This is a genomic window from Thermohalobaculum sediminis (genome assembly GCF_023487995.1).
Taxonomy (GTDB): domain Bacteria; phylum Pseudomonadota; class Alphaproteobacteria; order Rhodobacterales; family Rhodobacteraceae; genus Thermohalobaculum; species Thermohalobaculum sediminis.
In genome coordinates this window covers 1-19,915 of sequence record NZ_JAMFKN010000008.1, presented here as the reverse complement: position 1 = coordinate 19,915, position 19,915 = coordinate 1, and the positions used below count along the sequence as shown (strand labels likewise).

Genomic DNA, 19,915 nt, shown 5'->3' with positions numbered 1-19,915 from the left:
CCGGCTCTCTGTTTGGGCGTGCTTGCGAATTGCAGCGGTCTCAGAGGCGGACGTTCAGCACGTGCGCAAGAGATCGCCGCTTCGGGCGGGACGGTGCATCGGCCCAAAAACAGCTCATGACGACCGGTAAAGCCACGGTAAAGGTGAAATGAGCCTCACGATCCCGAAGTCAAAGGAGGCTAAATCGAAGAAAAAGAAGATCAAGACTTCGGTTATCTGAGTGCCGACTCCAAGCGGAAGCTCTGCCTTTGCTCCGTTTCGGAGATTCCACCGCCGAAACCCATCGGCGGGGGGTGGCCTTAAGCCTTAAACGATCAGGAGAAGTCACCTCGCCCGTCAATCTCGTCCGAAACTCGCCCTCAGGATGGACGATAGGACGGAGCGATGGGCTCGTTCGAGGGCTGGAATGTTGTCCTTGAACGCCCGCACTCCTCCCTATCCTTGCATGCGCCTCAGCAAGGCGATCTCTGCAAACCAGCGTGTCCCTAAACCGGGGTGAACCTGATGTGGTAAGGAGGAGAAGCTGCACCGGCCTGGCGCCGTGAAGGGAGGACAGCCCAATGGCCGACACCAGTGCGATGAACGTCCGGGAACGCGTCGTGATCATGGGCGCGGCCGGGCGTGACTTTCATGATTTCAACATGCTCTACCGCGACGATCCGGGTGTGGAGGTCGTCGCTTTCACGGCCGCCCAGATCCCAGGGATCGGCGGTCGGCGCTACCCGGCCAGCCTGGCGGGCCCTCTCTATCCGGATGGCATTCCCATCGAGGACGAGGCGCGCCTGACCGAGCTTTGCCAGGAGTACGCGGTCGACCAGGTCGTCTTCGCCTACAGTGACGTCAGCCATGTGCAGGTAATGCATCTGGCATCGCAGGCGATCGCCGCCGGCGCTGACTTTGTTTTGCCGGGGGGCGCCAGTACGATGATCGATGCGCCGGTCCCGGTGATCGCGATTTGCGCAGTCCGGACTGGATGCGGTAAGTCGCAGGTCGCTCGTCACGTGTCGCGGCATTTGAAAGCCCGCGGGCTTCGGGTCGGGGTGCTGCGCCACCCGATGCCCTATGGTGCGCTTGAGCAGCAGGCCGTGCAGCGCCTGGCAACGCTGGAGGACCTGGCGGCAGCGGATTGCACCGTCGAGGAACGCGAAGAGTACGAGCCGCACATTCGGATTGGAAACATCGTATTTGCCGGTGTTGATTATGAGCGGATCGCTCAGGCGGCGGCGGCTGAGTCCGACGTGCTTATCTGGGATGGCGGCAACAATGACCTGCCTTTCCTGCGGCCTGGGGTCATGATCGTCCTAGTCGATCCTCTGCGTCCTGGACATGAGACGACGCACCACCCGGGCGAGGCGGTGCTGCGCATGGCCGACGTCGTCCTCGTGGCTAAGACGAACTCTGCTGATCCCGAAGGTATCGAGACGGTCATCGCCGGGGTAAGGCAGGTCAATAAGACTGCGACGGTAGTACATGGGCAGTCGGTCGTCACACTAGACGATCCGGCTGCGGTCGCGGGCAAGCGCGCCCTCGTCATCGAGGATGGCCCGACATTGACCCATGGCGGCATGGCCTACGGCGCGGGATACGTCGCCGCACGTGCCGCCGGCGCCGCCGAGATCGTCGATGCTAGAAAGAGCGCGCGGGGCGATCTCGTTCGCGTCTTCGAAGCCTATCCCCACATTGACCGCGTTCTTCCCGCCGTCGGATACAATGCCGATCAACTCCGGGATCTCGAGGCAACCATCTCCGCAGCAGACGCGGACATTGTCGTGGTGGCAACGCCCTGCGATCTCGCCGAGCTGTTGTCCATTGCCAAGCCGACCGTCCGCGCAAGCTATGAATACGTTGGCGCTTCCGAGCCGAAGATCGAGGGGATCGTTGACCGGTTCATCCAGAAAGTCGCACGATAATTACCCGGGTGGATTGGTGTCTGTTATCGAGCGGCACCGCGCCCTAGTCGCCAATGTCGAGTTTGAACAATCTCTCGCTCACCTCGAGTAATATCAGCGTCGCGCTCAGATATCGGTCACATCAACAGGGCAACTGATTACCCCGCGAGCTGACGACAAGGCGCCTTCACGCGAGCACCACCGCTCACCGGCCCATCAATGACCATCCTGAACTGAAGAAAAATCTTGTCCTCCGAAAATCGCTTCGTGGCAGTCTGCACCACGATATGTCACTCACGCACTTCGCGGATGGTCCATGATGTTAAGGGTGCCCGCACGGTGCCGACTACTTCCGACCCGGCACACCACCCCACCCCATGTACGGCTTTTGAAGTCTGCAGGGCGCCTTGCGCTCTCGGTCCAACCCCTCTCTTGAGTTTAGGTTACCTCTATAAAGCGGACACTCGGACAACTTGCAGCGAACGACTGCTTCGAGCCCGGAGCGGACGTTCGCCTTGGCGTAATGTGTTTTGAATTGAGGCTTGGTCTATTAGGAAAGATTTCCACCTTTGAAGCACTTCCAAAGAAGATAACCAAGGGTAAGAACAACGCTGATCGGAATGCTGAAGATCGTAATGAACGCTTTGGCCAAGCCAATCAGCGAGCCGCCGTCGTCATACTCTGAAACAAAGACTGCATAGAGTAAGAGACAAACCAAAATCCCGCCGACCGCTAGCACAAACGTCGTGATCAGTGATTGCCTTAGCCACTGGAACGCTTTGAAGGCAAAGATCAAAACGATCAGCTCGACAACTATCCCAAATTGCCCTGGGGGAAATAGCTCCCAATTGCCAAATAAGCCAGAGGCTGCGAATACTGCCACGATACAGAAGATGACGTACAACCATACCTTAAGAAAGACGATCAGCGCTCGTCCTAGTGTGTTGGAATTATCCGCACCCAGCATCACTGAATTGTCATCGAACAGGTCTGCAGTCGCCTTGACGCAGATCAATGCCGTTCTTGTTGCTTTACGGTATTCACGAGTGTGGCAGAGAAGGGCCCGGGAGGCTGATTGATAATGTGGATTGCCGTTAAATTAATTCGTAGGTCAATGGAAACAGTGTTTTCCACAACCTCGACGGCTTCGGCTCTGCTCTCGGGCTGTATCGCATTGTGGCTATTAACACTGCCCTCATCAGCACACGGGAATGCTCCAAATTTTGTCATGTTGCTGGGGACTAGCGTGGCTATGATTGCGACGCTCCCATTAACTGTATTGATTGAGGCTGTAGCCGTTAAAAAAATCTCGGACTATTCTTGGGAAAAATCGGGGATAGTTGCATGTGTTCTGTACGCCGCCTCGACATCGGTTGGTTCGTTTATTGGTGGAGGTATAATGTTTGCTATACATCCAATATTATTTGATGCAGCCAAAGACTTTTACGAAATTGTATCCACAATATTATTCACGACTGTAAACTTCTCAATTGAGTTTCTTGTATTAGCTCTGATCCTTAGATCATCTCTTGGATGGAAAGGCGCAGGCATCTTGTTGGCGGCCAATTTTATAACCACGGCGATGCTATTATTTGTGGCATACTCCGGTCTGTTTGGGGCTTGATCCATCATTTTTTGACTTTCCGCTCTTTGCTCTTCCAGGCTCCTGAAAGCACTCCAATAGTTCTTCCGAGAGAGTCTGCTTTGCCCGCAATGCAAACACTGGCGAGAAATTGGCGAACGTCTGTAAGTCACTAGAAAGATCAACGACTGCAACGTCCGCAACCCGGACATCGGGGTCTGAGATCTCGCTGCGCTGGTCACGAATGACCGCTATTCCTTCTGCGCCGCAGCTTTCACCTCGGTTGAGCTTATGCTGCATTTGCGAGGGCGCCGGGCGGACCACTTCCGGAAAGGGCTCAGAGCGGTCGTTCGCTGCACGGATAACGAAAGGCGGCTCAGCGGACAAAGCGGCCCTCAACGCTACGGTGCAGGCGATGAAGTCGTCCTGTGGCTGCGGATCTCGTTGCCTTCCGAGGAGTTCACGTCGATGCCGCTCTTTTGATTTCAACCAGTCGGCTCCGCTGCCGGAAAGGTCCAGCTTCCGTCGAGGATTTCTTCCCGGGGTTGGTACATTCGCACGGCATAGTTCCAACCCTGCGTTACGGGGATGCAGTTCACCCGTCCATCATGACAGCCGCCGAAGTGGATCGTGAAGGAGCCATCCTCGTTGGGCGCGGCGGAGAAGTTGTTGTAGCTGTTCACGCCGAGGTCGTTTTCCTCGAGATAGCCCTCGGCATTGTAAACCGTGACCGACCAGAAGGCGTCCACGGGCACGTCCTTGGCATTGATCACATATGGCGTCTCGCCATCGTTCTGCTCAACGCTGGCGAGGATATAGGTGGCCGCTGTCCTCGGCAGGCCGCCCCATCCCGACAAGGCGCCGATAAGGCGCGCGACGGGCTGCGTATCCTCCCTGCGGCCGAAGGCATGAGTCGACTGGAACCCGAGGGATGCAAGATCGTTGATCGCCCGGCGCGCCATCGCGAGCTTGTCGAGATCCCAGAGCGGCGCGTCGAAGGGGCCGGAGCCGCCACCGCTGATCGCGATCTGATCCTGAGCAGCATGGGCGGCCTCGATGTCCTCAGGATCCGTGACGTCGACGAAAGTGCGGAACGTAACGGACGCAAACCGCGTGCCCACCTCCTCTTCCGTCAGCGTGTAAGTTCCCGGCTGCGCCTCGACGAACATGTCGTGGTCCTGATTGAGCACGTGCATCGACTGGTACCGCCCGCCGATCTCGGGCAGCGTGATCTCCACCGGCTCGGAAAGATCCAACAGAACCTGGGAATAGAGCGTGTCCTGGTTCATTCGGATGACCGGCTGATTGTCAGGCGTCGTCGGCACCCGAACGTGGTTCAGCTCTCCGACATCCAATCCATAGGCGGCCATGCCGGAGCGGAACATGTGGTCCGTTTCCGCGCGGATCAGGGTGTCGATCGTGACGTCTTGTGCCGCGGCGAGAGAGGGCATGAGCAGACCAATCGCGATGAGCCTCCTGAGCATCGTTCGTCCTTTCAGTTTGCGGGCTCGGCGGCCGGGAAGGTCCAGCCACCGTCGAGTACCTCCGGGCCGGGCTGGTAGAGCCGGACGGTGTAGTTCCAGCCGTCCATGATCGGCAAGCAGTTGACGCGGCCATCGTCGCAACCGCCGAGATGCACCGTCATCGAGCCGTCGTCGTTTCGTTCACCAGTGACCGAGTTGATGTTGTAGGCGCCAAGCGCGTTCGGTTCGAAGAACCCGTCAGCGTTGTAGAGGCTGACGGACCAGAACGCGCCGACCGGCACGTCGGCAGGCACTTCGATCCTATACGCCTCCGGCGGTAGGCCCGGATCGATGTTCAAGTAAAGCGCTTCCGTCTCGGGAAGCCCCCCCCCCAGCCGCCGGCCGTACCGAGGAAGTGGCGCACTGGCTCCACCGCCTCCCGGTGTCCGAACGTGTGGAAGCTGTTTGGAACGAACGGTCCAAAGCTCAGAATGGACGCGACCAGTGCTTCAAAACTTTCCTCGTCGTAATCCGGCGGGATGAAGGGTGTTGCTGACGCTGCTTCCAGCGTCATCAGGTCCTGGAGTGCGTTCACCTCTGCCACGTCGTCCGGGTCGGCGGCGTCCACGAGCGTGCGCATAAAGACGATGACGTAGGGTGTGTCGCAAGTCTCCATGTCGAGAGTATAGGTGCCGCCGCCGTGAAACACCGCGTTGATGAAATGGTCCTGATTGATGACCATCGCAGACATGTAGCGATCGCCTACATCCGGCAGTGTCAGGGTCGCGCCCTCGCTTATGTCGATGACAGCAACGCTATAGAGCGTGTCTCGGTTCATCCGGATCGTCGGCTGGTTTTCCACCGGCGTCGGATCACGGAAATGGAAGAAGCGGTTCACGCCGCCCGCCAGCGAGACATACTTGTCGAGCTCGATATCCGTTGCAGCCCTGATGAAATTATCGATAGTGACCGGGATTTCCCGAGCCTCAAGGAGCCCGCGCAAGTTGCTCCCTGCATCCTGGGCCAAAGCCGTGCCGGCACCGATAATCGTACCGGCAACCAAGCCTATAGCGCAGGTGAAATTCGATCTATGCATGTTACACCCCATGACATGGACGCGCCTTTGGGAATTCGCCAAAGGGCATGATCCCGCTAGACACTTCGAGTCGGAGGTTACTAGTGGCCCTTTCGATCGTAGGCGCCGAACAACTCAGGATCGAGACCTTTGCGACCGAACACCCCTTTCAGCGCAATGTTGGCAATCTCAGGTCCATCCTCGGTCATCGTGACCCACATTACGTGATCGACGTTTCCAGGCCCCTCAAGGTGGAAAGACGCACCCGCAGGTCCCATCGTGATGTGCTCATGCCCGTCGATGTTGTCGTAGTCATAGTAGTGAAGATGACCCGCGATGAAGGTGTGATCGCGCTCCTTGAGCATTTCCTGGATCGCCTTGAAGCTGTCAGAGGGGTTCTCCCAAGCTGGCTCATGGAGAAAAAGGAAGGTCCAACGCACGTCCGGATTCTGCGCCAACGCGTCACGGATAAATTCGGTTTGCGCCTCGTGGAACTCAACCTGCATCGCGAGCCCCGCCACGACAGATTCATCGGACATGAATTCCGCCAGCATGGCCTTTGCCTGCTCCGGATCCTCAGTCTGAAGTCGATTGTAGAGTTCGATCTTTTCCTTCATGCCTTCCGGGGCTTCGCGGGGCGGGTCTTCACTGTCGAGCACTAGGAACAGGGTATTCCCATAGACGAAGCTGTAGTAGGTCGCGCCAAATCGCTCTCGCCAGACTTCTTGCGCGACCGAATTCGCGATGTCGTGGTTGCCGGGTGTTCGGAAGAACGGAACCTGGATCTTGGCCAGCATGGCGTCCACTTCATCCCACTCGGCATGCAGTTCAGCCCGGTCGTCGCTGTAGCCTTCAATCAGGTCTCCAACATTGATGACGAATTCGGGCTGTAATAGCCGAATTTGCTCCGCAGCCAAGTCGAAGGTGCCCTCGACGTTCGCGCCTCCTGTCCTGTCTCCCACGACAATGAATTGGAAGTTGTCCGGATTGTTGTTGAAGTCCTCGGATGTCCATGGCTTCGCGCCAGTGAGAGCATCTGCATTGTAGCTGAAGTCGGCTGCAGTCCCGTCGCTTCCTGCGATGCACAGTGCGAGCGCAGCAAGCGTTCGACATGCTTTCAGGGCAAACTGTCTCATGAGAACTTCTCCATTGTTTTGTCGCGGTGTAGGCATAGCTTTGCTCCACGCGTATGTCTTTGACGCGTCTCAAACGGGGGCTGAAGAGCAGTTCAAGAGATGGGTGGACGACCGGTCTGTCCGCTGAGCCGCCCTTCGTTATCCGTGCAGCGAACGACTGCTCCGAGCCCGGTCCGGCCATTCGCTGCACCGCATCCGACGTCGGAATACGGCGGGAAGCGGCTGTTTTCTGCGCTCCGCACCGACGTCCGCTCTGCGGGCGAACCGCGTAGCATTACCGCCGGGCGGATGATCTCCGGCGAGGTCTTGAAGTGGCGGAACGAGCTCGGATTGGTCATCCTGAGCGGGTGGGTAGGCCGCTCCCCCGGCTCAAACCGGTTTTCTCTGACAGGACCCTTGCGTCGTCTCCGTTCAGAAGCGGAACGTCGCACCTAGGTACGGGCCCGTCTCGAAAACATCATAGGCAAAGCGACCGTCGGATCGATTGGTCGCGAAATCGATCCCATAGAACTGCCAGCCGATCTTGAAAGAGACATCTTCCCAAGGTTGGTAATCGGCGCCGGCAACGACGATCCACTGCAGATTATCCCCGCCGACACCAAAGCCGCCGATGTCTGCGCGGGCAGCCAAGGTCCAGCTCTCACTGACTTCTACCCCGCCGCGCAGTGTGAAGGTCGGTTCAAACCAGACTTCGGTCCCGCCGAGTGAACTTTGAAAACCCGGGGACGGTCCGATATCGATGTTCACCTTAGCATCGACCTTCTGATGCAGGTTGTTGTAGCGAAATCCTGCCCCAGCATCGAACGCATAACGACGCAGAGCGCCGGGAGCGCCATAGGATCCTTCCAGGAAACGATAGCCAGCAAGGACCGCGACCCAGCCCTGCTTGACCGAGATGTCAACCCGAGCGCTCCCGACGCCCGGCAGGCTTTCCGTCGCACCTCCGCCGAGATGGACATAGTAGAGATCCGTCATAAGGCCGAAGTCGCCCTTCCAGACCTCTGCCCGCATCGATGCCGCAAAGTTCAGCGCATCGAAAACGTCGGCGAGGTCCAGATCCACATCGACGCTAGCTCCATCGACCGTCGATGTCCCTGTGGTGGTGACCGGCAGGAAGAGATACGGCGTCACGGAAAAGCGCCAGTCGTCTTGCGTGCCCTCGTCGAAGACGATCGTCTGTGCGGACGCTGGGCTGAAGCTCAGAACCGCACCCAGCAACGCCAAAAAGCTCAGGATTCGTCGAGCTATCATTTGTTTCCCCCCGTGCCGCCGCCGCAACTGATCCCTTTGGGATCACTGTCCGATACCCCAGCGCGCGTCGATATTTTCCCACTCGGGAACCGCCAGCAGCGCGTCCTTGGGATCAAAGGGCAATTGACCCGGGTTGATCCGCGGTTTCGAAGCAGCAACCGTCGCAGCCCGCGCGTTCTCGATGTTCTGGAACGGAAGATCGCGGTTCTGACCCTTGTCAGGATACTGCTTCTTCCATGCTAAATGTCGGGTCTTCATAATATTGAACATGCCCTTTGCGGGGAACATGGACAGCAACTGACCACTGACCTCACGTGGGTCGTTGTAGAGATCGTAGAACTCGGGACCTGAGAGACCAGGTTTTGCGCCAACCCAGTGCTTCTTGTAACGGCCCTTGACACTCGCCGCCAAGATGGGGCCCGTATAGATGAAAACATAGTCGCGGCGGCTCTTGCCATCACCATCGAGGACCAAAGCGGTCTGGTCTACGCCGTCAATGATACGATCGGTCGGGATGTTGTCGATGGCGCCACCTAATCGGGCAAACGTCGTGAAGAGATCGGTTTCGTGAATGATGTCACCGACGATCTGACCGGGTTCGATTACGCCAGGCCACCAAGCGATCGCGGGAACTCGCACGCCGCCTTCGGTGTAATCGCCCTTGCCGCCTGTATAGAGCGTCTCGACCATTCCCGGTGGTCCGTTGTGGACCATGGGGCCATTGTCGGCCATCAGCACTACGAGGGTGTTTTCGGCAATGCCGAGGTCTTCGACCACGCCGCGCAATTCTCCGATCCGAACGTCCATGCGCGCCAAAGCTTCCTGGGGTAAGCCGCCAGAAACGGTGACCCGGTCCGGGAAGCCCAAGAACGACGTGGCCTGCGGCCAGAGCGCCAGGAAGAACGGTTTGTCGCCTGCTGCATTCTTACGAATGAACGCCTCTGCGCGAGCAAAATATTCATCCTCCAGCTTCATGTAGTCATCGTGATTGGGAGGATTGCCTACCTCGCGAACTGGTCCGCCCTTCGTCCCCTCAAGCGCCCAGACATAGCCGGTCGGCCGCCAGCCCTTGTCGATGTCGTAGGGGTCATCGGGGAACAATTCGGGAAACATGACGGCCGGAGCAAGAGCCGCCATCTGCCCTTGTGGTACGTAGAGGCTTGGTACCTGATTGTAGGGCGACCACAGCGCCTCGTCGAAGCCCTGCTTGGTCATATAGCTCGATTCGACATCGCCTAGATGGGCTTTTCCGAAGAAGCCCGTGGCATACCCGGCCTCGCCCAACACTTCCGCGATGGTCACTTCATCCGCAGCCAGCCCCCCATATTCATAGGGGAACCCGACATTGTACATGCCGTTGCGAACCGCAAGCCGACCAGTCATCACGGCCGCGCGGCTGGGCGTGCATGATGGCTCGGTATACATGCGCATGAAATTCATGCCTTCTTCGGCGAGCTGGTTCATGTGGGGAGTCGCCCACCCGCGAACCTTCTGAATTTCTGGGATGCCTATCTCGCCAACCGCCGTGTCGTCCCACATGATATGGATGATGTTTGGTGGTTTGCCGAACTTTTCGCGAAGCTCTCCAAGCTTCCGGTCCAGTTCGGCGTCCTGCCGGACCCACTCGTCGCCATGCTGCGCCTGCAGGATATAGAACTCGGAATCGTGGACGATTCCCTGAGCGTGTCCGTGGCCCAGTGATAGGAATTGCGCGGCCAGTAGGGTTATCAAAAAGCGATAGTATCTCATGAATACCTCCGCTGAATTTTGTCTCAGGCGATTGCCGACGTTGTGGTCATCCGGACGGATCTGTCTTCTGCAATTTGCGGCGTCGACGGCATACCGCATCGCCACGGCGTTTTGTCAGGCGCCGGCTAGTAGAGAGCGCACAGATTCTCATTTCCATTAGTTGGTAAGGTTAAATAAGGGTGGCTTTCTCAGCATTGACCCAAATCAACGAAGGCTCACCCTTCTCCTGATGACGATGAATGTGTCGCAGCGGGAATGGGTAGATGTCCGCCTTGGGCTTAAAGTGATCATTCGCTGCAGCGGGCGCGAGCGTCAGCTATGGGCCGAGAGCTGACTCCGGCCTATCCGGCAGCGATGCTTGCTATGGGAGAAGCGCCCTTATGTTACACGGCAGGGCCAGCGCCGCTCGGCCGAAAATAACCCTGTAAACACAGAAAACCCTGGCTGCGCGTTGTCCCCAACGGGGCACTTCCTTCGAATTTCTCCCTTCTTTAGGCCGGCCAATCGGACGCAGCCGATGGGAAAAGCGATTCAGGGCAAGGGCTTCCCGAAGGTTGGCGTAAAGGGCCGGCGAACAATGCGTCGGTGACGCCAGCACGTGGAAGTGCCGCGATCGTCGCCATTCATAGGTGATCCTGGACGGACATGGGCGTGCTTGGATGCTACATGACAGAGTTGGCTATTCTATCATAAGTCATTGAAAACATTTAATTTAAAACTCCACGAGCTTATCTTAGAGTAAGCGAAAGGAGTACGAAATGCCCAGTCTGCGCCTTACCCGGAAATCCGTGGATGCATTGCCCCTCACCACCGCAGGACAAGAGTTCTACCGCGACGACATCCTCCGAGGTTTCGGGGTGCGCGTCGGCACCAGGTCCAAGGTCTTCTTCGCCGAGGGTCAGGTCGATCGCCAAACGAAGCGCGTCAGCATTGGTCGTGCCGATGTGATCGCCGTCGATGTCGCGCGCAAACGCGCCCTCGGACTCCTCAGCGCGATGGCGGCTGGCCGTGATCCAAGTGCAGATCGACGCGCTCTTCGATCTTGAATTTCTAGACCCCTACTTCGAGGCGAAGGCCTCGCTCGAGGACGCCACGGGGATCAGCTTCGGTGTCGACTATACGACTCTCGGGCTAACCACGACGGACAACAACGGGAACGGATCGTCGGCCTCGGGGATCGCTCGCTTCTATGGTGCTTGGGAGCTACTTGGCCGTGGAACGCCCAATACGGGCGCCCTCGTCTTCAAGGTTGAGCATCGCCATGCCTATACCGCCATCCCCGCAAGCGGGCTCGGTTTCGATGTGGGCTATGCCGGCTTGATCGGGACGCCGTTCAATGATCAGGGAGCAAGGGTCACGAACCTCTATTGGCGCCAGCGCTTCGGAGATGGACACGGCACGGTCATCGGTGGCTTTCTCGACACCTCCGACTATGTTGATGCCTTCGCACTCGGCAGCCCGTGGCTGCACTATACGAACTTCGTCTTCTCGACCGGAAGCGCGACCATCGGCCTGCCGGACGATGCAACCTTCGGCATCGCCGGAGCGATGTTCCTCACCGACAACATCTATGTCATTGCCGGACTTGCCGATGCCAATGGAGACTCGAACGAAGTCTTCTCTGGCTTTGAGACATTCTTTGGCGAGAATGAGTACTTCTCCTCGGTCGAGGTCGGGTGGACGAGCGCGCGAGAGCGGCTGATCTTCGACAACATTCACGCCACTTTCTGGCACACGGATGGATCCGGCGATCTCGGGATCGATGACGGCTGGGGCGTCGTCGGCTCGGCCAGCTGGTATGTCCGAGAGCAGTGGCTGCCCTTCCTCCGCGGCGGATATTCCAAGGATGGTGGAGCGCTGCTCGAAGCGTCGGTCAGTGCCGGCATAGGCTGGCAACCACACCCTGGTCCGGGACGGGATCTTCTCGCTGTCGGTGTCAACTGGGGCAGGCCCAGCGAGGCGAGCTTTGGCAAGGGCGCCGACGATCAGATAACGGCCGAGTTCTTCTACCGGTTCAATGTCGGCGAGCACCTCGCAATCACGCCGGATGTGCAGGTGATTTTCGACCCGGCGCTCGACCCCTCGAAGGATGTGATCGGTGTCTTGGGCCTGCGCGCGAGGCTCGCGCTGTGAGGGGAAATGAGAAGGTTATGGCGAACGGCGCCGAGGCCCGGGACGCACCCCAAGACCTGATGCGCGAACGGGAGGAAACCACGTGATCAGAATTATGTCCGACCTTCCCGGCGATATCTTCGGCATAGAGGCCGCTGGCCCGTTCGACCGCCCGGATATGGATGGGGTGATGCTCGACTTCGATGAGCTGAACATGACCCGCCACTACCGGAAGCTTCTGATCTGCTTCACGAGCGATACCGCTCCGTCTGCGCGCAGCGAAGCCGACAGATTCGCGAACTGGGTTGCCATGAGAGAGATCGAGCGTGCGGCGTTCGTGGGCGACAAGAAGTGGCATGAGGCGTTCAGGACGTTCTGCGACCAGATCGGCGCCCTGTGCGGCGTCTTCGATGAGAGCGATCGCGCACGCGCAATCACTTGGCTCGGCGAGTTTTCCGATTAATCGCCCAGCACGCTCCTACGCATCCATCGAAGCTGGTGTGATCAGTCCGTCGATTATCGACGTCAGTCGCATTCAGAGATGCAGTACTGCGCGATCTAACGATGGCCGCGCTTCAGCTAGCATCTCGGCGCGCTCAGCCGGCGACGCGAGAGACTTTCCCGGCGAGCCGGACAAAGGCAAAGCATCCTCTAGAGGGGCCACCGGTATGGATGAGTTACCGTTGCGGTTAAGGCAGGATGCAGCACCAGCTGCGTCAGGCACGACCAACAGCACCGGCGCCGAACAAGCGCGCCACCCAGAATCAGACATTTGGCTTGCGCCGCCCCAATGGCGAGTATGGGCCGATCGCGCTCTTTCCGGTCGATTGCCCTAAGGTCCGCTTTGTCCGCATCCCGGTCATCACGAAGCGCCGCAGCGAACGGCCGCAATCGCGGACGTTCGATTTCTGTTCCATTTCGGCGAGTGCCACCGGCATCGAAGTGTTCAGGTCGCCCTGCTGGAAAGCCTAGGGATCTCAGTGAGCTACAAGCTCTGCACCAAATCCGCGCAGTCATCAGGTCCAGAGAACAACGGCCCTGAGAGACCGTTTTCAGGCTACCAGGCGGCGGGTCCGGTGCTCAGCGCCTCCCGCATAACTCTCGAAAACAACGGAAAAATCCGGTCCCAGCCGGATCGGGAGAACGCTTTCGCGAGGGCAAGTGGCGGAGAGGGTGGGCCTGACGTCCAACCTTCTCCACCCCGCAAGTCATTGATTTATAGTTGCTTTCAGCATCCCACCTTCCTTCTCCGGTGATTCTTCAGCCGCCGGTAATCTGTCCGATCAGTGCGAAGAGCACATCGCGGTACCAGAGGTGTTGGCAGACAAAGTCTAACCTGTCTCTGTTTCCAGGTGGCGCATGGTGGGCGAGGGGTATGGTCGGCAGGATTTGCTACAAGCGCCACCGGTTTCCGACGGATGTGATCCGCTACGCCGTCTGGCTTTATCTGCGTTTCACGCTGAGCCTCCGCGATGTCGAAGAGATGCTCGCCGAGCGCGAGATTGAGGTCAGCCGCGAGACCCTCCACTACTGGGTCATCAAGTTCGGCCCGAAGATCGCGGCCAACCTCAGGCGGCGCCGCGGCTCTCCCACAGGGCGCTGGCACCTCGACGAGATGGTCGTGAAGATCGGCGGCCAACGGATGTGGCTCTGGCGGGCGGTGGATGACGAGGGCGAGGTGTTCGACATGCTCGTTCAAACGCGCCGCAACGCTAAGGCAGCGCGTAAACTGCTGCGCCGGCTCATGAAGAACACCGGGGTCCGCCCGCAGACGATTACGACCGATGGCCTCGCCTCCTATCGCAAAGCGATGCGGGAAGAGGGGCTCCCGAAGCGTCATCGTCCCGGTCGGCTTGAGGCCAACAACCGCGCCGAGAATTCGCATCTGCCGATCCGAAGGCGTGAGCGCAAGCAGCAGAGGTTCAAGTCGCAGGGCTCCGCCCAACGCTTCCTCGCCTCTCATGCCGCCGTCTACAACTGCTTCAACATCGGAGCGCATCTCGTCAGCCGCCCGACCCTGCGTCACTTCATAGCGCAGGCCTTCGCGGCTTGGGCTGACGCGACCATGGACGCCTGAACTTCAGAGGCAACCGGGTCACTTTGCGCGAGAGCGCCGTTAACTTGCCAATACCCTGACAGTACCTATCAGTCTCTGATTGGGGTATTATGATACCTCATTGCAGGGCGACTGGCTAGGTAGGGCGCCTACTGGTGAAGCGCCAAGTCTGACGTACAGCATCACCGCCAGGCGGATGATCTCCGGGCTCGTTTTGAAGTGGCGGAATGGACTGGGGTTTGCTCATGCCGCGAGGGTAGGCAGGCCGGCATGCCGTCTCAAGCAGAGTTGCTCTGACAGTGCCAAACCTGATTCCGTCTCGAAATCCAGAGACTGAAAATAGGCTGAGCGGCCTCCTACTCCGCCGCCCGGCGCGGCATGTGAGCAAGGCGTCCTTGCTCCCTGAAGCCGTCGATCGCGGCGCGCAGAGCCTCGACTGCCGGCCTGGCGCAATAGCCGAGAAGTCGCTCGGCCTTGGCCGGAGAGAAGAACATCCGCTTCCGAGCCAGCCGTACTGCATCGACCGTGACGAAGGGCTCGATCCCGGTCAGCCGCCCGAACAGTTCCGCGACCTGCGCGATCGGCAAGACCGAGCTGTGCGGCAGATGCACCCACGGGGCCGTCCGTCCCGAGAGGTCCGCGATCACGGTCAGGATCTCGCGCAACGTCATGTTTTCTCCGCCAAGGATGTAACGCTCGCCTGGCACACCCTTCTCGAAGGCCAGGAGGTGTCCAGCCGCCACATCATCGACGTGGACGATGTTGAGCCCTGTGTCGACATAGGCGGGCATTCGGCCCGATGCGGCGTCGAGCACCATCTTTCCTGTCGGCGTCGGCCGGATGTCGTGCGGACCGATCGGGGTCGAGGGGTTGACGATCACGACCGGCAGCCCGTGAGCCGCTTGAAGCTCCCGGACGGCCGCCTCGCCAAGAAACTTGGATTGCTTGTAGGGACCGATCATGTCGCTGAAGCTTACCGGCGTTTCCTCGTCGGCGACGCCGCCCGGCACGATCCCGAGTGTCGCGACACTGCTGGTATGCACGATCCGTTCGACCCCGGCCTCGGCGGCGGCCAGCATGAGGTGGCGGGTCCCCTCGACGTTCGCGGCGAACATCCGGTCGCGGTCCGGCACCCACATCCGGTAGTCGGCGGCGACGTGAAACAAGCCGGCGCAGCCGCGCACCGCACCGGGAAGCGTCTCTGGCTTCGTCAGGTCGCCAACGACCGTCTCGACCGGAAGGCCTGCGAGATTGCGCCGGTCCGAGTCGCGACGGACCATCACGCGCACTGTCCGTCCTGAGCGGATGAGGTGGCGAACTACCGCCGATCCGACGAAGCCGGACGCCCCGGTGACAAGCATCTTCAAGACTTTGACCTTTCGAGCGGACAAAAGTGGATCGGCGAAGAAGGTCGCTCGATCGGCGGAATATGAGCCGCATGAAGGCGCAAAGCAACGCGCCATTGTCAGGGGCGTCCCGCGCGCGTAGGGGACTGCGCTGGACGGATGGAGGATGACCGTGTCCGAAGCGCGCGACAGGATCGGGGATGCCGTGAGCGGCTGGGTGAGAGCGGTCACCGTGCGCCCCTCACTCACCCTCGCCCTTGTCGGGTTGCTGATGCTGGTCGCCGCCGCTGCCGCGTCACAACTGGGCATCAATACCGATACCAGCCGGATGCTGTCGAAGCGGCTTGCCTTCCAGCAACGGGTCGACATGCTCGATGCCGCGTTTCCGGCCGAGGAGAATGCGATCGTCATCGTGGTGCGCGCCGACTCCGTCGACGCGGCCGACGCCGTTGTCGCGACGCTGGAGTCGCGTCTCTCGGCAGAGACCGAGGTGTTCGACCGGATCTTCGCTCCGTCGGTCGACCCCATCCTGGTGGCGCACGGGCTCCTCTATCTCGACCGCGACGCGCTCGACGAGCGGCTCTCTCGGCTCGTCAAGGCATCGAACCTGATCGCGGAGCTTCGCTCGGATCAGAGCGTCGACGGCTTCCTGCATGCGCTCGACACAGCGACGGCGCTGGCCGCGCAAGCCGGCGAAGGCGACCAAAACCTCGATCCGCTCCATGCCGAAACCGCCGCCGTGCTCGCAGCCGCGCGGGAGGGACGCGATCGGCCCTTCCGCTGGAGCTCCGTGTTGTCCAGCGAGGGTGCCGCCTGGGTTCTGCGGGTCATCACACTCGAACCCAAGCTGGATTTTACCGCACTGGAGCCGGCCGGGACAGCCTTGGCGGCGATCCGCGCCACCATCGCCGCGCTTGACCCCGCGTTGGCAGAAAAGGTGCAGATCGGAGTGACGGGCAACCCCGCGCTCCGCGCCGACGAGCTGCAGAGCACGACCTCAACGCTCGGCCTCTCGATGGCGCTGTCGGTCCTCCTCGTCGGACTCCTCTTGCGCATCGCGCTCGGATCGATGGCCCGCGCTCTCCTCGCCCTCGCGGCGCTCGGCGTTACGGTTCTGCTGACGGCCGGCTTCGCGGGCATTGCCATCGGCGAGCTCAACCTGATCTCGATCGCCTTCGTGGTGCTCATGGTCGGCCTCGGCATCGACTACTCGATCCACTTTCTGTCGTACTTCGACGAGCACTCGGCCGAGAGCCACGACACCCGCACCGCGCTCGGCGCCGCGGGCCGGGCGATCGGGGACGCGCTGGTGCTCAGCGCCCTCACCACCGCGATCGCCTTCTTCGCCTTCGCCACGACCGACTTCGTCGGCATGGCGCAGCTCGGGCTGATCGGCGGGACTGGCGTGCTGATTGCCCTTGCCGTGGCGCTCACGGTCCTGCCGGCCGCGGTCGCGCTCTGGCCGGGACTAGCTTCCGGGCCGCCTCCGCGCAGGCTCCGGCAGCCACAGGCCAGGATCGGGCGCATCCTCTTCTGGCTGACGCTGGTGATCGGGTTAGGCGGACTCGCCCTGTCCCCCTTTGCCCGTTTCGATGCAGACCCGATGAACCTGCGCGACCCGAGCGCGCCCTCCGTCGAGGCCTATCGCTGGCTCGTCGAGGACGCGAACTTCGCGCCGATGAAGCTCAGCCTGCTCGTGGCAGATCCGGTCGAGGCGGAAAAAGCGATCGCTGCGCTTACGGCGTTGCCGGAAGTGAGCCGCGCAACCTGGCTCGGCGACCTGGTGCCGGCCGACCAGGCAGCCAAGCTCGAACTCATCGACCTCGCCTATCCTTCGATCCAGCATGCAGTTTCCGGCACGCCGATCGACCTTGCAGGGGACGCCGCCGATGTGACACCCGAGAGCCTCGCAGCCCGCCTTTCGGATCGCCCCGGAGGCGCGGCGACCGCGCTTGCGATGCAGCTACGTGCCTACGCGGTGCGCCGCACACAAGAGAGCGACGCCGTTCTCGGCGAGCAGCTCTTCCACTACTTCCCGATGCTGCTGGACCGGATGACGCGCCAGCTATTCGCCGGCGAGATCACCGCCGGCACTCTGCCTGACGACGTCCGCGATCGCTTCGTGGCGACGGACGGCCGCCTCAGGGTCGAGATTGCTCCGGTGGACGACATCTCTGATCCGGCCACGATGGCGACCTTCGTCCGTGCTGTCTCAGCCGTCGCGCCCGGCGTGGCTGGACCGCCCGACCAGATCGTCGGTGCCTCCCGTGCCGTAGCAATCGCAATCCTCCAGGCGACCAGCCTTGCCCTCGCCGGTTGCTTGCTCCTTGCGTCGATCGTGCTCCGTGACCCGGTCCGTATCACCGCGATCACGGTGCCGCTGCTCCTCGCGGCCGCGGTGACGACCGGGGCCGGGATCCTTCTGGACATGCCGTTCAACTATGCGAACGTCCTCGTCCTTCCCCTCCTGATCGGCGTTGGCATCGACAGCGGGGTGCATTTCGCGCTGCGCGCCAGCTCGAAACCCAGCGAAGTCTTTGACACCTCGACCCCCATAGCCATTCTCTTCAGCGCGCTGACGACAATCGCCGCCTTTGGCACTCTGGCGCTCTCACATCATCGTGGTACTGCAAGTATGGGTGTCCTTCTCGCGATCTCGCTCTGTGCTGCCGTCTGGATGACGTTCATGCTCACTCCGTCTCTGATCGCCTGGACACGCCGTACGAAGAGCTAGGCGCTCAGAGCTAGAGCGGAATCCCATCAGTCTGGATGGTAGCCGCAGGCGCTGAAGTAGTTGGCGCACTCGGCCGGGGTGAAGGCGCCGGCGAGGTGGTGTCAGACGAATGCGAACTCGTCTCAGTTTGCCCGCAAGCGCGGGAACCTAGGCGGAACAGAGCTGCCGCCATTCCTCGAGGGCGGCGGTTCTGTTGACCTTGAAGATGTTCCTGCTGGAGAGGCTGCGTTCCTGGTTGAAGTGGTTGTGGACGGAAGCATGGACAGCGGCGAAGGTCTGCAGGTTTCGCATCCGCCGGAAGCGGAGCATCGCCCGTTCCCGTCTTCGCAGTGGCAGGTGTGAGTTCTCGACGCGGTTGTTCAACCAGCGCCCGGTAGACTGAAGATCCGACCCGCCAAGCTCGCGCAGTGCGGCGCGGTACGACGCAAGACGATCGGTAACGATCTGCTGCGGCCGGCCATAGCGCCGCATCAATTTCCGGAGGAACTTCAATGCCGCTCTCTTGTTGCGGCGCTTGGTGACAATGGCTTCGAGGACTTCTCCTTCGTGATCGACAGCCCGCCAGAGATAATGCCGCTCGCCGTTGATCTTCACGAACACCTCGTCGACGTGCCATCGCCAGTTCGAGAAGGCCCGCAACTTGTCGGTGCGCTTGCGCCTGGTCTCGGCGGCAAACATCGGCCCGAACCGATCGGTTCAGGGCCGAAAGCTGCCGCCTCCCCAACGTCGGCTTCGTCCGCAGAGCGGACCTCTGTGGGAGCCGCAGCGAACGACCGCTCTGAGCCCATTCCGGACCAGGTCGGCGAATACTGCACGCGCGCGCAGCATCGAGAGCCAGAAGCTAGCCTGAGACGAATGCTGCGGCGCCGCGCGAAAAGCAGCCATTCACCGCGTCAGCGACGACTAGATTACCTCGGATGACCGAGTCGCGGACCGAGCGGACCCTTGGAAGGTGGTCCGTTTGCAGCGGCCTGAAGTCACCATAATGCTTGACGGGGGCCTGACCGCCGGCCAGCGTCCACGAATGAAATGGCTCGATCACGAAAATCTGGTCCGCTCAAGCGTCCAACTCGCGTCAGACGGTCGTTGGGAGGATGCCGTTCCGATCGAGAGCACCGATCCCCTCGCGCTGCGTCGCTGGCTCGCGGAAAGCCGGCCCGACGTCGCGATAGAAAGCGTCTATCGTAATGCGTCCGGCAGCCTACAAGGTTTTTTCGGATTTCGACGGATTTTCGAGGATGCAGAAGAGCGGGCATCCTTCTGGGAAGGAGTCGTCAAGGCCACCGAAGCCTATCAATCGCTGGCGCCGGGACAGCAACTTGCGGCGTGGCTCGGTCTATTGGGTGTGCCGTCAATGCTTGAGGCGACACCCTCCGGAACGCAGCTCGTGAGCAGCCCAACTTGATTGGTCCACGGTGATTGTTAGTTCATGGTCGGCCTTCGGCCCATCCGGACGATGCTTTCCGGGGCTGGTGGCCGCCATCCAAGAGCGCTGTGAGGCCGTCTGGTGTTGTAGTGGCGG

Annotated in this window: 18 protein-coding genes and 2 pseudogenes; 9 read left to right on the top strand and 11 right to left on the bottom strand. The window is 60.5% G+C overall.

What is annotated here, in order from left to right; genetic code table 11:
- Positions 1 to 560 precede the first annotated feature (560 nt).
- Positions 561 to 1,910, top strand: a complete 1,350-nt coding sequence (locus tag M1105_RS15320; RefSeq protein WP_249581255.1) for a cyclic 2,3-diphosphoglycerate synthase — start codon at positions 561 to 563, stop codon at positions 1,908 to 1,910.
- A 529-nt stretch (positions 1,911 to 2,439) separates the two neighbouring features.
- Here the strand turns inward: M1105_RS15320 and M1105_RS15315 are convergent.
- A complete protein-coding gene (locus M1105_RS15315) occupies positions 2,440 to 2,904 on the bottom strand; it encodes a hypothetical protein (protein WP_249581254.1) in 465 nt (154 codons plus the stop codon).
- A gap of 66 nt (positions 2,905 to 2,970) precedes the next feature.
- Here M1105_RS15315 and M1105_RS15310 point away from each other — a divergent pair, with 66 nt between their 5' ends.
- Positions 2,971 to 3,513: a hypothetical protein gene (locus M1105_RS15310; RefSeq protein ID WP_249581253.1), complete on the top strand. Its 543-nt coding sequence runs from the start codon at positions 2,971 to 2,973 to the stop codon at positions 3,511 to 3,513.
- 443 nt (positions 3,514 to 3,956) lie between these two features.
- On the opposite strand, the gene M1105_RS15305 is transcribed toward M1105_RS15310, so the two are convergent.
- The 6 genes from M1105_RS15305 to M1105_RS15280 form a co-directional block, all read right to left on the bottom strand.
- Positions 3,957 to 4,955 carry a DUF1254 domain-containing protein gene (locus M1105_RS15305; RefSeq protein ID WP_249581252.1) on the bottom strand — a complete coding sequence of 333 codons (999 nt, stop codon included), beginning with the start codon at positions 4,953 to 4,955 and terminating at the stop codon, positions 3,957 to 3,959.
- Positions 4,956 to 4,966: 11 nt separating this feature from the next.
- Positions 4,967 to 5,293 carry a DUF1214 domain-containing protein gene (locus M1105_RS15300; protein WP_249581251.1) on the bottom strand — a complete coding sequence of 109 codons (327 nt, stop codon included), beginning with the start codon at positions 5,291 to 5,293 and terminating at the stop codon, positions 4,967 to 4,969.
- On the bottom strand, positions 5,290 to 6,030 hold the full coding sequence (locus tag M1105_RS15295; protein ID WP_249581250.1) for a DUF1254 domain-containing protein: 741 nt from the start codon (positions 6,028 to 6,030) through the stop codon (positions 5,290 to 5,292). Before M1105_RS15295 ends, M1105_RS15300 begins: the two co-directional genes overlap by 4 nt.
- An 80-nt stretch (positions 6,031 to 6,110) precedes the next feature.
- Complete coding sequence (locus tag M1105_RS15290) at positions 6,111 to 7,145, bottom strand: metallophosphoesterase family protein (RefSeq protein WP_249581249.1); 1,035 nt, start codon at positions 7,143 to 7,145, stop codon at positions 6,111 to 6,113.
- A gap of 411 nt (positions 7,146 to 7,556) precedes the next feature.
- Positions 7,557 to 8,396, bottom strand: coding sequence for a hypothetical protein (locus tag M1105_RS15285; RefSeq protein ID WP_249581248.1), 840 nt, complete (start codon positions 8,394 to 8,396; stop codon positions 7,557 to 7,559).
- A 42-nt stretch (positions 8,397 to 8,438) separates the two neighbouring features.
- A complete protein-coding gene (locus M1105_RS15280; protein ID WP_249581247.1) occupies positions 8,439 to 10,145 on the bottom strand; it encodes a sulfatase-like hydrolase/transferase in 1,707 nt (568 codons plus the stop codon).
- 758 nt (positions 10,146 to 10,903) lie between these two features.
- On the opposite strand from M1105_RS15280, the gene M1105_RS15275 reads away from it, so the two are divergent.
- The 5 genes from M1105_RS15275 to M1105_RS15255 all read left to right on the top strand — a co-directional run bounded on the left by M1105_RS15275 (position 10,904) and on the right by M1105_RS15255 (position 14,334).
- Positions 10,904 to 11,191 (top strand): integrase arm-type DNA-binding domain-containing protein, encoded by a 288-nt coding sequence (locus tag M1105_RS15275; RefSeq protein WP_249581246.1) that lies wholly within the window; start codon positions 10,904 to 10,906, stop codon positions 11,189 to 11,191.
- Positions 11,163 to 12,278 (top strand): carbohydrate porin, encoded by a 1,116-nt coding sequence (locus M1105_RS20860; protein ID WP_249581245.1) that lies wholly within the window; start codon positions 11,163 to 11,165, stop codon positions 12,276 to 12,278. The genes M1105_RS15275 and M1105_RS20860 overlap by 29 nt, the downstream gene beginning before the upstream one ends.
- Positions 12,279 to 12,372: 94 nt before the next feature.
- A complete protein-coding gene (locus M1105_RS15265; RefSeq protein WP_249581244.1) occupies positions 12,373 to 12,720 on the top strand; it encodes a SpoIIAA family protein in 348 nt (115 codons plus the stop codon).
- A gap of 236 nt (positions 12,721 to 12,956) precedes the next feature.
- The gene (locus tag M1105_RS15260) at positions 12,957 to 13,229 is read left to right on the top strand and encodes a hypothetical protein (protein WP_249581243.1); all 273 of its coding nucleotides are present in this window, start codon (positions 12,957 to 12,959) and stop codon (positions 13,227 to 13,229) included.
- A gap of 403 nt (positions 13,230 to 13,632) precedes the next feature.
- Positions 13,633 to 14,334, top strand: a complete 702-nt coding sequence (locus M1105_RS15255) for an IS6 family transposase (RefSeq protein ID WP_249581242.1) — start codon at positions 13,633 to 13,635, stop codon at positions 14,332 to 14,334.
- A gap of 135 nt (positions 14,335 to 14,469) precedes the next feature.
- Here the strand turns inward: M1105_RS15255 and M1105_RS20990 are convergent.
- Positions 14,470 to 14,547, bottom strand: a pseudogene (locus tag M1105_RS20990) (IS6 family transposase); the annotation flags it as partial.
- Positions 14,548 to 14,669: 122 nt separating this feature from the next.
- Positions 14,670 to 15,674 (bottom strand): hopanoid-associated sugar epimerase, encoded by a 1,005-nt coding sequence (hpnA, locus tag M1105_RS15250; protein ID WP_249581423.1) that lies wholly within the window; start codon positions 15,672 to 15,674, stop codon positions 14,670 to 14,672.
- A 151-nt stretch (positions 15,675 to 15,825) separates the two neighbouring features.
- Between hpnA and M1105_RS15245 the strand changes: the two genes are divergently transcribed.
- Complete coding sequence (locus M1105_RS15245) at positions 15,826 to 18,393, top strand: MMPL family transporter (protein ID WP_249581241.1); 2,568 nt, start codon at positions 15,826 to 15,828, stop codon at positions 18,391 to 18,393.
- 147 nt (positions 18,394 to 18,540) lie between these two features.
- Here the strand turns inward: M1105_RS15245 and M1105_RS15240 are convergent.
- Positions 18,541 to 19,086: pseudogene (locus M1105_RS15240) on the bottom strand (IS6 family transposase); the annotation flags it as partial.
- A gap of 331 nt (positions 19,087 to 19,417) precedes the next feature.
- Here M1105_RS15240 and M1105_RS15235 point away from each other — a divergent pair.
- On the top strand, positions 19,418 to 19,798 hold the full coding sequence (locus tag M1105_RS15235; RefSeq protein WP_249581240.1) for a hypothetical protein: 381 nt from the start codon (positions 19,418 to 19,420) through the stop codon (positions 19,796 to 19,798).
- A 17-nt stretch (positions 19,799 to 19,815) separates the two neighbouring features.
- Here M1105_RS15235 and M1105_RS15230 read toward each other — a convergent pair.
- A partial coding sequence (locus M1105_RS15230) for a transposase (RefSeq protein ID WP_249581422.1) occupies positions 19,816 to 19,915 on the bottom strand: 100 nt, incomplete at its 5' end.

Bases quoted from the DNA above. Each gene is read 5' to 3' on its own strand.
- M1105_RS15320 (WP_249581255.1), top strand. From the start codon at position 561: ATGGCCGACACCAGTGCGATGAACGTCCGGGAACGCGTCGTGATCATG.
- M1105_RS15310 (WP_249581253.1), top strand. From the start codon at position 2,971: ATGTGGATTGCCGTTAAATTAATTCGTAGGTCAATGGAAACAGTGTTT.
- M1105_RS15305 (WP_249581252.1), bottom strand. From the start codon at position 4,955: ATGCTCAGGAGGCTCATCGCGATTGGTCTGCTCATGCCCTCTCTCGCC.
- M1105_RS15295 (WP_249581250.1), bottom strand. From the start codon at position 6,030: ATGCATAGATCGAATTTCACCTGCGCTATAGGCTTGGTTGCCGGTACG.
- M1105_RS15290 (WP_249581249.1), bottom strand. From the start codon at position 7,145: ATGAGACAGTTTGCCCTGAAAGCATGTCGAACGCTTGCTGCGCTCGCA.
- M1105_RS15285 (WP_249581248.1), bottom strand. From the start codon at position 8,396: ATGATAGCTCGACGAATCCTGAGCTTTTTGGCGTTGCTGGGTGCGGTT.
- M1105_RS15280 (WP_249581247.1), bottom strand. From the start codon at position 10,145: ATGAGATACTATCGCTTTTTGATAACCCTACTGGCCGCGCAATTCCTA.
- M1105_RS15275 (WP_249581246.1), top strand. From the start codon at position 10,904: ATGCCCAGTCTGCGCCTTACCCGGAAATCCGTGGATGCATTGCCCCTC.
- M1105_RS15265 (WP_249581244.1), top strand. From the start codon at position 12,373: ATGTCCGACCTTCCCGGCGATATCTTCGGCATAGAGGCCGCTGGCCCG.
- M1105_RS15260 (WP_249581243.1), top strand. From the start codon at position 12,957: ATGCAGCACCAGCTGCGTCAGGCACGACCAACAGCACCGGCGCCGAAC.
- M1105_RS15255 (WP_249581242.1), top strand. From the start codon at position 13,633: ATGGTCGGCAGGATTTGCTACAAGCGCCACCGGTTTCCGACGGATGTG.
- hpnA (WP_249581423.1), bottom strand. From the start codon at position 15,674: ATGCTTGTCACCGGGGCGTCCGGCTTCGTCGGATCGGCGGTAGTTCGC.
- M1105_RS15245 (WP_249581241.1), top strand. From the start codon at position 15,826: ATGACCGTGTCCGAAGCGCGCGACAGGATCGGGGATGCCGTGAGCGGC.
- M1105_RS15235 (WP_249581240.1), top strand. From the start codon at position 19,418: ATGAAATGGCTCGATCACGAAAATCTGGTCCGCTCAAGCGTCCAACTC.